Below are 12,665 nucleotides of genomic sequence, written 5' to 3'. Positions count from 1 at the left end.
GCGGTTTTCCCGAATCCCCAATCCCGGCTTCACATCGTGTAGCGGATATCCGGGTCGGCGCGCAGCGCATGGTGCGCCGCCTCGTACTGCTCGCGGCTGTCGCAGCGGAAGCTCACCGTGACCGAGACGAAGTTGCCCGCGCCGGAGTGCCGGTGCCGCACGGTCTCGTGCAGTACGTGCAGGCCGGTGCGCTCCAGCAGTTGCGGCACGCGGGTCGGCAGGTTCGCGCTGGCGCTGCCGACCGCGGTGATCTCGAATTCGCCGGGAAACTGGAAGCCCTTGCCCTCCTGTTTCGCCTTGCTGAAGTCGACCGGCTGCATCACTTCGCGTCCGCGCTCTTGGCCGGTGCCTCGGCATCGGCCTTCTTGTCGCTGTGGAACCACAGCAGGATGCTGTCCCACAGGCGCGAGAAGAAGCCGCCCTGCGGCGCGTCGGCCAGCGCCACCAGCGGCACGTTCTGCACCGGCTGGCCGGCCAGCGTGATGCGCAGCGTGCCGACCTGCTGGCCCTTGGTGAACGGCGCGATCAGCGTGGCCGGGATGTCCATGGTGGCCTTGAGCTGGTCGTACTGGCCGCGCTTGACGGTGACCTGCACGGCGTCGGCGACGCCCAGCGGCAGCTGGTTCGTCGCGCCCTTCCACAGCCGCGGCGTGGCCAGCGGCTTGCCGGCGTCATACAGCTTGTGGGTCTCGTAGAAGCGGAAACCGTAGTTGAGCAGGGCCATCGCCGAGTCGGCGCGCGCCTTCTCGCTGCTGGCGCCCATCACGATGGCGATCATGCGCGATTCGCCCTGCTTCGCCGAAGCGGCCAGGCAGTAGCCGGCGCCCGCGGTGTGGCCGGTCTTGATGCCGTCCACGCTGGGGTCGCGCCACAGCAGGGTGTTGCGGTTGTGCTGCTTGATGCCGTTCCACTCGAACTCCTTGATCGCGGAGATCGCGTAGTCCTCGGGGAAGTCGTGGACCAGCGCGCGCGACAGCAGCGCGATGTCGTGCGCGGTGGTGTAGTGGTTCGCGATCGGGTAGCCGGAGGCGTTCTCGAAGTTGGAGTTGGCCATGCCGAGCTGCTTGGCGTAGGCGTTCATCAGGCCGGCGAACGCCGGCTCGGAGCCGGCGGTGTGCTCGGCCAGCGCGATCGCCGCGTCGTTGCCGGACTGGATGATCATGCCGTACAGCAAATCCTTCAGCGGCACCTGGCTGTTGAGCTTGAGGAAGCTGGTGGAGCCGTCGGTGCCGGCGCCGCCGCCGCGCCAGGCGTTCTCGCTGATGGTCACCGGGTCGGTCATGTGGATCTTGCCGTTGGCGATCTCGGCCGAGACCACGTAGTCGGTCATCACCTTGGTGATCGAGGCCGGCTCCACGCGCAGGTCGGGCTCCTTGCTGGCGAGGATCTGCCCGGTGGCGTAGTCCATCAGCACCCAGCTCTTGCCGTCGACGTCCGGCGGCGGCGGCACCGGCGCCTCGGGCACCACCGGGCGCGGTACCGGCGACGGGCGCGGCGGCGTCTGGGCGACGGCGGCGCCGACCAGCAGCGTGATGGCGGCGAACGGGATCAGGGTGCGGCGGAAAAAATTCATCGTGTTGTTCAGTCCGGTTGCTGGGTGTCGGCGCGGCGGCGGCGACGCGATGGAAAAGATGTGGAAAAACCTGCTCAGTCTACCGCGACCTGGGGCCGCGGCAGGCCCATGCCTTCGATCCGGGCGCTGACCTGGTCGGCGCGGTCCACGCTGGCCAGCGGCCCGATCCGCACCCGGCGCACGCGCCGGCCGTTGACCATGGCCTCGTTCACCTGCACCTCGCCCAGGTCGGCCTGGCGCAGGCGCCGGGCCAGCCGCTCGGCATTCTCCGCGTCGGCGAACGCGCCCACCTGCAGGTAGATCCCCGGGTGTGCGCTTGTGACCACGACCGGCGGCGGCAGTTCCTGCAGCGGCTGCCCGGGATCGATCCCACGCACCTCGACCAGGCCGGTGCCCTTGGGCCAGACGCCGATCTTCACCGCCGCCGCGTAGGACAGGTCGATCAGGCGGTTGTCATGGAACGGCCCGCGGTCGTTGACCCGCACGATCACGCTCTTGCCGTTTTCCAGGTTGGTCACGCGCGCGTAGCTTGGCAGCGGCAAGGTGGTGCTGGCCGCGCTGAACGCGTACATGTCGTAGTTTTCCAGGCTGGAGGTCTTGTAGCCGTGGAACTTGTTGCCGTAGAACGAGGCGATGCCCCGCTCGTCGTAGCCGCGCGCGCTGGGCAGCACGCGATAGGTCTGCCCGCGCACGGTATACGGCGACTTGTTGCCGTACAGCGAGCGCGGCTCGGCCTTCGGCACCGGCTCGACCAGCTTGCTGACGTCCAGCGGCGGCGGCACGCTGTCGGCGCTGTCGCGGTAGCGCCGTTCCTGCGGCTGGCTGAGGTCGTCGCGGAAGCCGCCCTCCCGCCGCTCGTCGGCGCCGCGCGCCGCGCCGCCGCGGCTGCCGCTGGCGCCGTAGCCGGGCTTCCTCGTCTTCGCGCCGCCGCAGCCGGCGAGCAGCAACGCCGCCAGCAGTAGCGCCGCGATACCCGCCGCCCTCATCGTGCGGCGCCCGCCCGGTCTGCGCCGGCGGCGATCGCCTGCGCCAGCTGGTCGACCGCCATCGCGTACAGCGGGCTGCGGTTGTAGCGGGTAATCACGTAGAAATTGCGGAAGGTGAACCAGTACTCCGGCCCGTTCGGGCCTTCCAGCGTCTGCAGGCTGGCGGGCTCGCCCGGCGACAGCCGCTGCAGCGGCGCGTAACCCCACGCCTCCAGTTGCTCCAGCGGCCATTGCGGCGCGGCGTCCTTCACCGCGATCGGCTGCGCCGCCCCGTCCGGTTGCGCCCGCGACGCGACCGGGCCGCCGTCGACCCAGCCGTGCTTCGCAAAATAGTTGGCCACGCTGGCGAAGATGTCAGGCAGCGAGTTCTGCAGGTCGATGCGGCCGTCGTGGTCGGCGTCCACCGCGAAGTCGCGGATGCTGGTGGGCATGAACTGGCCCCAGCCCTGCGCGCCGGCGTAGGAGCCGGTGAGCGTGCCGACCGGGCCGGCCAGGTGGTTGTCCGGCAGGCTCAGCAGTTCCTTCAGCTGCTCGCGGAAGAACTTCGCCCGCGGCGGGTAGTACAGGCCCAGCGTGACCAGCGCGTCGAGCACCTTGTACTTGCCGGTATTGCGGCCGTAGCTGGTCTCCACGCCGACGATCGCCACGATGTATTGCGGCGCCACGCCGTACTGCTTGCCGATCTGCTCCAGCAGCGCGCGGTGCTCGCGATAGAACGCGATGCCGTCGCCGATGCGCTGGCTGGTGAGGAAGATCGGCCGGTAGTCCTTCCACGGCTTCGCCTCGGCCGGGCGGCTGATCGCGTCGAGGATGCCCTGCTGCATCTTCGCGCCGTCGAGCAGCGCGTTCAGCGCCTGCGGGTCCTTGCCGGTTTCGCGTGCCACCTCGCGCACCAGTTCGGCCTGGCCGGGGTGCGTCGTCGCCAGGGCCGGGGTCAGCGCGCCCATCCACAGCAGGCTCAGGATGGCGAGGAAACGGGCCGGGGGCGGCGCAGGCGTGGCTGGCATGTCGTGGCTTCGCTCACAGAATGACGATGTCGCCGAAAGCCTAGCACGCACGCGCCGGCGACTCCGGACGCGCGGGCGACGGAATGCCGGCGACGTTCAGATGTGCATCTTGCGGTTGGCGTGGATCGACATCAGCACGCCGAAGCCGGTCAGCAGCGACACCGCCGAGGTGCCGCCGTAGCTGATCAGCGGCATCGGCACGCCGACCACCGGCAGCATGCCGGCGACCATGCCGCCGTTGACGAACACGTAGACGAAGAAGCTCATGCCGATCGCGCCGGCGAGCAGGCGCGAATAGGTGTCGCGCGCTTCCATCGCGATCCACAAGCAGCGGCCGATGATGAACGCGTACAGCGCGACCAGCGCGGCCACCCCGACCAGGCCGAACTCCTCGGAGAACACCGCGAAGATGAAGTCGGTGGTGTGCTCGGGCAGGAAGTCCAGCCGCGACTGCGTGCTGTGCTGCCAGCCCTTGCCGAAGGCGCCGCCGGAGCCCACCGCGATCTGCGACTGGATGATGTGCCAGCCGTTGCCGAGCGGGTCGGACTCGGGGTTGAGCAGGGTCAGCACGCGGTCGCGCTGGTACTGGTGCAGGAAGTGCCAGCCGACCGGGATCATCCCGGCCACCGCGCCGACCAGCAGGCCAATGCGCCACCACGCCATGCCGGACAGGAACAGCGCGAACGCGCCGGCCGCGGTCACCAGCACCGCGGTGCCCAGGTCCGGCTGCTCGGCGATCAGCCCTGCCGGAATCGCGATCAGCAGGCCGACCATCACGATGTCCTTCCAGCCCGGCGGCAGCTGCCGCGGGTGCAGGTACCAGGCCACCATCATCGGCATGGTCAGCTTGAGCAGTTCGGACGGCTGGAAGCGCATGATGCCGAGGTCCAGCCAGCGGATCGAGCCGCGGCCCTCGCCCAGGATCGCCACCACCACCAGCAGCGCGGTGCTGCCGGCGTACAGCCACGGCGTCCAGCTGCGCAGCACCGGCGGCGGGATGCGCGACACCACCAGCAGCAGCGCGCCGCCCAGCACGAAACGGGCGGCCTGGCCGCCGACCAGCGCCAGATTGCCGTCGCCGGCGCTGTACAGCGTGACCAGGCCGATCGAGGCCAGCAGGAACAGGCTGAACGCCAGCGGCAGGTCGATCCGCGGCCGGGTCAGGATGCGGCGCAGGAAGCGGCGCGCACGTGCGTACAGCGCCTCGATCATGGCGTGCCTCCCGTGGTGGTGGCCTGTGCCGGCAGGTCCTCGACCGGCTCGTTGTCTTCCACACCGGCATCGGGCGGGGCATTCGCGGCCGGCGCGGCGATCGGCGCCAGCGGCGCCGCCGTCACCGGCAAGCGCTCCGCGCCGGGAATCACGCCGTCGTGCGCGGCCAGCCAGCTATCGAGGATCGTGCGCACGATCGGCCCGGCCGCCTCCGCCCCCCAGGCACCGGATTCGAGAATCGCCGCCACCGCGATCTGCGGATTGTCGGCCGGCGCGTAGGCGACGAACCAGGCGCGGTGGCGGCTGGCGAGGTAGGCCGTGCTGCGGTTGGTGTCGTAGGCTTCGGAAGTGCGCGAGAAGCGCTCGGCGGTGCCGCTCTTGCCGGCCATCAGGTACGGGAAGCCGACGCCGAGCCGGCGCCCGGTGCCCTTGGCGCCGTAGATCACCCGCTGCATGCCCTGGTTCACCACGTCCCAGTCGGCCGGCTTGCGGATCACCGAGGGACCGCTGGGCGGGTTGGCCAGCGGTTGCGGCGGCGCGCTGACGCCGTCCTGGGTCGCCATTGCCAGGCGCGGCGCGTACGGCACGCCGTGGCCGGCGAAGGTGGCGATGGCGTGGCCCAGCTGCAACGGCGTGACCGCCCAGAAACCCTGGCCGATGCCGGCGATCACCGTCTCGCCGGGGTACCACGGCTGGCGGAAGTTGGCCGCCTTCCACTCGCGCGAAGGAAGCACGCCGGAGGATTCGCCGATCAGGTCGATCCCGGTGGGTCGGCCGAAGCCGAACTTGCCCATGTACTCGCTGAACCGGTCGATGCCCATGTCCAGCGCGAGCTTGTAGAAATAGGTGTTCACCGACTGCTCGATCGCGCCGACCAGGTCGACCCGCCCCACGCCGCCGCGCTGGTCGTCGCGGTAGCCGCGCTGCTGGCCCGGAATGTAGAACACGCCGGTGGAGACCACGGTGTCCTGCGGCGTGCGCATGCCGGTCTCCAGCCCGGCCAGGCCGACCAGAGGCTTCACCGTGGAGCCCGGCGGATACACGCCGCGCAACGCGCGGTTGTACAGCGGCTTGTCCGGGTCGCCGGTCAGCGCGCTGTAGTCGGCCTGGCTGATGCCATTGACGAACAGGTTGGGGTCGAACGTGGGCACGCTGACCATCGCCAGTACCTGGCCGTTGCGCGGGTCGATCGCCACCGCCGCGCCGGGACGCCCGGCAAAGGCCGATTCGGCGGCCTTCTGCAGGCGCACGTCGATGCTCAGGTAGAGGTTCCTGCCCGGCGTCGGCGCATGCGTTTCCAGCACGCGCTGGGTGCGCCCGTCGGCGTTCACCTCCAGCAGCTCGTAGCCCGGCATACCGTGCAGCACGTTCTCGTAGGAGCGCTCGATGCCGCTGCGGCCGACGTGGCTGGTGCCCTTGTAGCGCACCGGGTCGAGCCGGTCCAGGTCCTCGGCGTCGATGCGCCCGACGTAGCCCACCACGTGCGCGAACAGCCCGCCCAGCGGATAGCGCCGGGTCAGGTAGGGCACCACGTCCACGCCGGGGAAGCGCCAGCGGTTCACCGCGAAACGGTCGATCTCGTCCTCGGTCAGGCGCATCTTCAGCGGCACGTTCTCGAAGCGCCGGCTCTGCCGGAGCTGCTTGCGGAACGCATCCAGGTCGTCCGGGTCCAGCGGCACCACCTTGCCCAGCTCGGCCAGCATCGCCGGCATGTTCTTGATCTGCTCGGGCACCACTTCCAGCCGGAACGCCGGCACGTTGTCGGCCAGCAGCACGCCATTGCGGTCGTAGATCAGCCCGCGCGCCGGCGGGATCGCGCGCGGCTTGACCCGGTTGGCCTGCGAGCGGGTGACGAACTCGTCGTGATGCATCACCTGCAGGAACACGAAGCGGCTCAGCAGCAGGCACAGGCACAGCACGATCAGCACGAAGCCGGCCAGCGCGCGGCGCCGGAACAGCAGACTTTCGCCGCGGGGATCCTTGATCGAGCGCCGGGGCTTCATGTCACTGGTTCATGTCTCATTGGATCCGCAGCCGCGCGCGCAGGTCGTCGAGCAGCAGGAACAGGAATGGCCACAGCGCGGCGCCGACGAACGGCGAGATCCACCAGCTCGCCGGCGGCAGCGAGGCGCCGGCGAGCACGCGCACGATCAGCAGCAGGATGCGGTCGTTCAGCAGCAGCGCCAGCACCGCCAGCGCCTGCTGCCACATCGGGAAAAAACGCAGCCGCGAGCGGAAGCGCAGCGCGATGAACACCAGCGCGGTGAGGCGCAGCGCCTGCTCGCCGAGCACCACGCCGTTGAGCAGGTCTGTGGCCAGGCCCACCATGAAGGCCAGCCCCAGGGTGACGCGGTCCTCCGACTCCAGCGACCAGTACAACAGGAGCAGCGCCGGCCAGTACGGCTTGAACGGCTCCAGCGCGCCGGGCAGCGGCACCAGCATCGACAGCAGGGCGAACACCAGCGTGCCGACGAACCACCACAGGCTCAGCCGCTGCCGGTTCATCGCCGCACCCCGCTGGCCGGCGACGGGGCGGTGGTGGCGGCGGCGGGCGCCAGATCACGCGGCGGCCCCATCGGCGTCACCGGCGCGGGCGGCCCGTCCGGCTCGGCCTGGTCGTGCAGCAGCAGCACGTCCTCGCTGCGGTCGAGATCCGCCGACGGCCGCGCCATCGCCACCAGGAACATGCCGCTCGCCGACGGCGCCACCGAACGCACCTCGCCGACCGGAAAGCCCGGCGGGAAACGCCCGCCGAGACCGGAGGTGAGCAGCTTGTCGCCAACGCGCACGTCGGCGGCCTGCGGAATGTTCGGCAGGCTGAGCTGGGCGCCGTCGCGCGAGCCGTAGGCCACCGTGCGCAGGCCGGTGCGCTCGATCACCACCGGGATCGCATGCGACGGGTCGGTGATCAGCATCACCATCGAGGTGGTCGGCAGCACCTCCTTCACCTGGCCCATCACGCCACGCGCATCGATCACCGGCTGGCCCGGCCTGACCCCGTCGCGGGCGCCCATGTTCAGGGTGAGCGCGTAGCGGTAGGCGCCCAGGTCCACGCCGATCACCCGCGCCAGCTGCACGTTCAGCTTCAAGCTGTGCTGGGTGTCGAGCAGTTCCTTCAGGCGCTGGTTCTGCTCGGCCACCGCGGCCATCCGGTTCAATTTGGCATTGGCCAGCAGCAGGTCTTCGCGCAGGCGCTGGTTCTGCTCGGTCAGCCGCTGGCGATCGGCAAAGGTCACGCTCACCGCGCGGATCCCGGCCGCCGGCAATCCGGCCAGCCGGTACACCGGCTCGACCACGGCCGCCGTGGCGTAGCGCAGGCGCCACAGCCAGCCGTTGCGATGGTCGAGCACCATCAGCACCACGGCCAGCGCGAGGTAGACGATCAGCCGCAGCGTGCCCGCGGCGTTGCCGGCGAACAGCGGCGAGGACTCGTCGCGCGTGCGCGCCATGGCTAGAGCCTGCTCATGGTCTTCGAGCGCCCCGCGCCGGGAGCTGTTTGCGCGCAGGCCAAGGAAGAACGAGGGCACGCGGGGAGGCGCCATGGATGGCGCCGGCTTTGAGGAGCGAGGAGTGGACGTCCTTCCACGACCGAGCGATGACGCCGGCATGCGCGCAAACAGACCCGGCCCCGGAATTTATAGGTGCTTGGGTTGCCATCGAGCGGCCGCCATGCGGCAGCGCGCGGCTTGGCCTGGCAGCCAGTCAGACCTGCGCCACGCCCTACCACCTGGCGGCCACTCAATGGCAACGCGGGGCGCTCGAAGGCCATGAGCAGGCTCTGTTATTCGGGCGCGAAGAAGTCGCTGCCGTGCTGGTCGATCAGCTCCAGCGCCTTGCCGCCACCGCGCGCCACGCAGGTCAGCGGGTCGTCCGCCACCTGCACGTGCAGGCCGGTCTCCTCGGAGATCAGCCGGTCGAGGTCGCGCAGCAGCGCGCCGCCGCCGGTCAGCACGATGCCGCGCTCGGCGACGTCGGAACACAGTTCCGGCGGGGTCTGCTCCAGCGCCGACTTCACCGCCGCCACGATGCCGGCCAGCGGCTCGTGCAGCGCCTCGAGGATCTCGTTGGAGTTGATCGTGAACATGCGCGGCACGCCCTCGGCCAGGTTGCGGCCGGAGATCTCGATCTCCTTGACCTCGCCCTGCGGGAACGCGCAGCCGATCTGCAGCTTGATCCGCTCGGCGGTGGATTCGCCGATCAGGGTGCCGTGGTTGCGCCGCACGTAGTTGATGATCGCCTCGTCGAAGCGGTCGCCGCCCACACGCACCGACTGCGAGTAGACGATGCCGTTGAGCGAGATCACCGCCACTTCCGACGTGCCGCCGCCGATGTCCAGCACCATCGCGCCGCGCGCCTCGTGCACCGGGATGCCGGCGCCGATCGCCGCGGCCATCGGCTCCTCGATCAGGAACACGTCGCGTGCGCCGGCGCCTTCGGCCGATTCCTTGATCGCGCGCCGCTCCACCTGGGTGGAGCCGCACGGCACGCAGACCAGCACGCGCGGGCTCGGCCGCAGCAGGCGCGACTTGTGCACCTGCTTGATGAAGTGCTGCAGCATCGCCTCGGTCATGGTGAAGTCGGCGATCACGCCGTCCTTCATCGGCCGCACGGTGGCGATGTTGCCCGGGGTGCGGCCCAGCATGCGCTTGGCCTCGCTGCCGACCGCCGCGATCGTGCGCGGGCCGCCTGGGCCGCGATCCTGGCGGATCGCCACCACCGAGGGTTCGTTCAGCACGATGCCCTGTCCACGCACGTAGATCAGCGTGTTGGCGGTGCCGAGGTCGATGGAGATGTCGTTGGAAAAGATCCCGCGAAACTTCTTGAACATGGGTCCGCCGTGGCTCGGCTTGGCTAAAAAGTAAGCTGGCCAGTCTAGTCAGCGTGGCAGGCATGCGCAAGGACAATAACGTTAAGAAACCCTTCCACAACACGACCATAAGCACACTTTCTGCGTGGCGGAATGAACTCGACGCGATCGCAAAAATTCGCCAATACGGGCGGATGACGGTACGATTCAAGTCTTTGGCCGGAACCGGCCGCTTCGGCATCCGGCCGAGCGCGGCATCCGCGACCTTTCCACCTTTGCCCGGGGCTTCCGCTCATCATGTCTGCCGTCATCTGCGGATCGCTGGCCTACGACACCATCATGGTGTTCCAGGACCAGTTCAAGAACCACATCCTGCCCGACCAGATGCACATCCTGAACGTGTCGTTCCTGGTGCCGCGGATGCGCCGCGAGTTCGGCGGCTGCGCCGGCAATATCGCCTACAACCTCAAGCTGCTCGGCGGCGACCCGCTGCCGGTGGCCGCGGTGGGCCAGGACTTCGCGCCGTACCGCGCGCACATGGAGCAGTGCGGCATCCGGCTCGACGGCGTGCGCGTGTTCGACGACCAGTTCACCCCGCAGTGCTTCATCACCACCGACCTGGACAACAACCAGATCACCGCCTTCCATCCCGGCGCGATGTCCAGCGCGCAGGAAAACCACGTGCGCGACATCCCCGGGATCGACTTCGCGATCGTCGCCCCGGACGGCCGTGAGGCGATGCTGCAGCATGTTGAGGAGTTCGCCGCACGCGGCGTGCCGTTCGTGTTCGACCCCGGCCAGGCGATGCCGCTGTTCAGCGGCGACGAATTCCGCGCGATGATCGCCAAGTCGACCTACGTGATCGTCAACGATTACGAATCGCAGCTGCTGCAGGCGCGCACCGGCTGGAGCGCCGCCGAGATCGCCGAACGGGTGACCGCCTACATCGTGACCCAGGGCCCGCGGGGCTCGGTCATCCACGTGGGCGGCGACAGCCACCTCATTCCGCCGGCGCGCGAACGCCGGGTGGTGGATCCGACCGGCTGTGGCGACGCGTACCGCGCCGGCCTGATCTTCGGCATCATGCGCGGCAAGGACTGGCCGACGGTAGGCCGCATGGCCTCGCTGATGGGCGCGCTGAAGGTGGAACATCCGGGCACCCAGAACCAGCGCTTCGACTACGCCGAGTTCGCCGCGGCATTCCTCGACCAGTTCGGTTACGCGCTGGACTGACCCGCCTCGACGCTGCGGCGACGGGGCCCGCCACGCGCGGGCCCCGTGCGTTTCAGCCGACGCGAAAGCCGATGGTGGCGCTCACCGCATCGCGCCAGCCGCGGTACAGGCGTTCGCGGACCGATTCGTCCATCGCCGGTTCGAAGCGTCGATCCACCTGCCACAACGCCGCGATCTGCTCGCGGCTTTCCCAGAAGCCCACAGCCAAGCCGGCCAGGTAGGCGGCGCCCAGCGCGGTGGTCTCGGCAATTTTCGGCCGCAGCACCGGCACGCCCAGCATGTCGCTCTGGAACTGCGCCATGAAGTCGTTCGCGATCGCGCCGCCGTCCGCGCGCAATTCCTTCAGCAGGATGCCGGCGTCGGCCTCCATCGCGGCCAGCACGTCGCGCGACTGGTAGGCCATCGACTCCAGCGCCGCACGCACCACGTGCTCCTTGCGAGTGCCGCGCGACAGGCCGAACATCGCGCCGCGCACGTCGCTGCGCCAGTACGGGGCGCCCAGCCCGACGAAGGCCGGCACCAGGTACACGCCGTCGCTGGAATCCACGCTCTCGGCGCAGGCCTGCGACTCGCTGGCGCAGGCCAGCATGTGGAGGCCGTCACGCAGCCATTGCACCACCGAACCGGCCACGAAGATGCTGCCTTCCAGCGCGTACTCGGCGACGCCGTCCAGCTCCCAGGCGATCGTGGTCAGCAGGCCGTGCCGCGAAGGCACCGCCTGCGTCCCCGTGTTCATCAGCATGAAACAACCGGTGCCGTAGGTGTTCTTGGCCATGCCGGGCGTGAAGCAGGCCTGGCCGAACAGCGCCGCCTGCTGGTCGCCGGCCACGCCGCTGATCGGCACGCCGGCCGGCAGGCCGGGCATGGCTGCGGTGAGCCCGTAGACCTCGCTGCACGAACGTACCTGCGGCAACAGGCTGCGCGGGATGTCCAGCATACGCAGCAGCTCGTCGTCCCAGCGCCGCGCGTGGATGTCGAACAGCAGCGTGCGCGCGGCATTGCTGGCATCGGTGACGTGCAGCCTGCCGCCACTGAGATTCCAGATCAGCCAGCTGTCGATCGTGCCGAACAGCAGGTCGCCACGCTCCGCGCGGGCACGGACGCCATCGACGTGATCGAGGATCCAGCGGATCTTGCTGCCGGAAAAATACGCATCGATCAGCAGCCCGGTCTTCTCGCGCACCAGCGGCGCATAGCCGTCCGCCTCCAGCCGTTCGCACACCGCCAGGCTCTGCCGCGACTGCCACACGATCGCGTTGTAGACCGGCTGACCGGTGCGGCGATCCCACACCACGGTGGTCTCGCGCTGGTTGGCGATGCCGATGCCGGCCAACTCGCCGGTGTCGACCCGAGCCGAGGCCAGTACCTCGGCCACCGTCGCCAACACGCTGGCCAGGATCTCCCGCGGGTCCTGCTCCACCCAGCCCGGCTGCGGGAAGATCTGGCGGAACTCGCGTTGCGCCATGCCGGCCACCGTGCCGGCCCGATCGAACAACATCGCGCGCGAGCTGGTCGTGCCCTGATCTATCGCCAACATGTAGCGTTGCGCCACGGCCACCTTTTCCCATGAACCCTTTGGCGAAGAGTAGCAACTGGCCGATGCGTCGAGCGATGGCCTGCAGCTTCCCCTGACGCTCAGCGTGCCGTGACGTCGACATGCCAGCCGGCGGGAACTCATCGGCATTGTGCCGGGTCGCGCCCCACGCCTGCGATTGCCACAGCGGCGGCGGCCAACCCCGCCAAAGACGAAGGCTTCCCCGGGGGGCGTCGGGCCTTCGAAGGATAAAGCCCCTGGCGGTGACCTGTTGCGGGTCGCGACCTGCGGTCGCCACAGCAACCGCGCCCAA

General features: G+C 69.5%; 11 protein-coding genes. 1 reads left to right on the top strand and 10 read right to left on the bottom strand.

Features of this window, described 5'->3' with window-relative positions; translation table 11 throughout:
* Positions 1 to 29 precede the first annotated feature (29 nt).
* The 9 genes from AC3WRN_RS15820 to AC3WRN_RS15780 all read right to left on the bottom strand — a co-directional run bounded on the left by AC3WRN_RS15820 (position 30) and on the right by AC3WRN_RS15780 (position 9,606).
* Positions 30 to 320: a DUF493 family protein gene (locus AC3WRN_RS15820; protein ID WP_068096263.1), complete on the bottom strand. Its 291-nt coding sequence runs from the start codon at positions 318 to 320 to the stop codon at positions 30 to 32.
* Complete coding sequence (locus tag AC3WRN_RS15815; protein ID WP_492623694.1) at positions 320 to 1,573, bottom strand: D-alanyl-D-alanine carboxypeptidase family protein; 1,254 nt, start codon at positions 1,571 to 1,573, stop codon at positions 320 to 322. The genes AC3WRN_RS15820 and AC3WRN_RS15815 overlap by 1 nt, the downstream gene beginning before the upstream one ends.
* 74 nt (positions 1,574 to 1,647) lie before the next feature.
* Positions 1,648 to 2,559, bottom strand: coding sequence for a septal ring lytic transglycosylase RlpA family protein (locus AC3WRN_RS15810; RefSeq protein WP_492623693.1), 912 nt, complete (start codon positions 2,557 to 2,559; stop codon positions 1,648 to 1,650).
* Complete coding sequence (gene mltB / locus AC3WRN_RS15805) at positions 2,556 to 3,566, bottom strand: lytic murein transglycosylase B (RefSeq protein WP_492623692.1); 1,011 nt, start codon at positions 3,564 to 3,566, stop codon at positions 2,556 to 2,558. The genes AC3WRN_RS15810 and mltB overlap by 4 nt, the downstream gene beginning before the upstream one ends.
* A 96-nt stretch (positions 3,567 to 3,662) precedes the next feature.
* The gene (gene rodA / locus AC3WRN_RS15800) at positions 3,663 to 4,778 is read right to left on the bottom strand and encodes a rod shape-determining protein RodA (RefSeq protein WP_068096277.1); all 1,116 of its coding nucleotides are present in this window, start codon (positions 4,776 to 4,778) and stop codon (positions 3,663 to 3,665) included.
* Entirely contained in the window at positions 4,775 to 6,781 is a 2,007-nt protein-coding gene (mrdA, locus tag AC3WRN_RS15795) for a penicillin-binding protein 2 (RefSeq protein WP_492623691.1), read from the bottom strand. Before mrdA ends, rodA begins: the two co-directional genes overlap by 4 nt.
* A gap of 16 nt (positions 6,782 to 6,797) precedes the next feature.
* Complete coding sequence (mreD, locus tag AC3WRN_RS15790; protein ID WP_492623690.1) at positions 6,798 to 7,283, bottom strand: rod shape-determining protein MreD; 486 nt, start codon at positions 7,281 to 7,283, stop codon at positions 6,798 to 6,800.
* Complete coding sequence (mreC, locus tag AC3WRN_RS15785; protein WP_492623689.1) at positions 7,280 to 8,227, bottom strand: rod shape-determining protein MreC; 948 nt, start codon at positions 8,225 to 8,227, stop codon at positions 7,280 to 7,282. Before mreC ends, mreD begins: the two co-directional genes overlap by 4 nt.
* 332 nt (positions 8,228 to 8,559) lie before the next feature.
* Positions 8,560 to 9,606, bottom strand: a complete 1,047-nt coding sequence (locus AC3WRN_RS15780; RefSeq protein ID WP_492623688.1) for a rod shape-determining protein — start codon at positions 9,604 to 9,606, stop codon at positions 8,560 to 8,562.
* 276 nt (positions 9,607 to 9,882) lie between these two features.
* Here AC3WRN_RS15780 and AC3WRN_RS15775 point away from each other — a divergent pair, with 276 nt between their 5' ends.
* Positions 9,883 to 10,818, top strand: a complete 936-nt coding sequence (locus tag AC3WRN_RS15775; protein WP_068096287.1) for a carbohydrate kinase family protein — start codon at positions 9,883 to 9,885, stop codon at positions 10,816 to 10,818.
* A gap of 52 nt (positions 10,819 to 10,870) precedes the next feature.
* On the opposite strand, the gene glpK is transcribed toward AC3WRN_RS15775, so the two are convergent.
* Complete coding sequence (glpK, locus tag AC3WRN_RS15770; RefSeq protein WP_492623687.1) at positions 10,871 to 12,370, bottom strand: glycerol kinase GlpK; 1,500 nt, start codon at positions 12,368 to 12,370, stop codon at positions 10,871 to 10,873.
* Between the last annotated feature and the right edge of the window lie 295 nt (positions 12,371 to 12,665).

It is taken from the genome of Rhodanobacter sp. FW101-FHT13A11 (assembly GCF_058790335.1).
Note: the sequence above shows the minus strand (reverse complement) of the source record. Positions and strands in the feature narration are given on the sequence as shown.

What these genes read in the sequence shown, in the direction of transcription:
- AC3WRN_RS15815 (WP_492623694.1), bottom strand. Translation starts at nt 1,573, where the DNA reads ATGAATTTTTTCCGCCGCACCCTGATCCCGTTCGCCGCCATCACGCTG.
- mrdA (WP_492623691.1), bottom strand. Translation starts at nt 6,781, where the DNA reads ATGAAGCCCCGGCGCTCGATCAAGGATCCCCGCGGCGAAAGTCTGCTG.
- rodA (WP_068096277.1), bottom strand. Translation starts at nt 4,778, where the DNA reads ATGATCGAGGCGCTGTACGCACGTGCGCGCCGCTTCCTGCGCCGCATC.
- AC3WRN_RS15780 (WP_492623688.1), bottom strand. Translation starts at nt 9,606, where the DNA reads ATGTTCAAGAAGTTTCGCGGGATCTTTTCCAACGACATCTCCATCGAC.
- mreD (WP_492623690.1), bottom strand. Translation starts at nt 7,283, where the DNA reads ATGAACCGGCAGCGGCTGAGCCTGTGGTGGTTCGTCGGCACGCTGGTG.
- AC3WRN_RS15820 (WP_068096263.1), bottom strand. Translation starts at nt 320, where the DNA reads ATGCAGCCGGTCGACTTCAGCAAGGCGAAACAGGAGGGCAAGGGCTTC.
- AC3WRN_RS15810 (WP_492623693.1), bottom strand. Translation starts at nt 2,559, where the DNA reads ATGAGGGCGGCGGGTATCGCGGCGCTACTGCTGGCGGCGTTGCTGCTC.
- AC3WRN_RS15775 (WP_068096287.1), top strand. Translation starts at nt 9,883, where the DNA reads ATGTCTGCCGTCATCTGCGGATCGCTGGCCTACGACACCATCATGGTG.
- mreC (WP_492623689.1), bottom strand. Translation starts at nt 8,227, where the DNA reads ATGGCGCGCACGCGCGACGAGTCCTCGCCGCTGTTCGCCGGCAACGCC.
- mltB (WP_492623692.1), bottom strand. Translation starts at nt 3,566, where the DNA reads ATGCCAGCCACGCCTGCGCCGCCCCCGGCCCGTTTCCTCGCCATCCTG.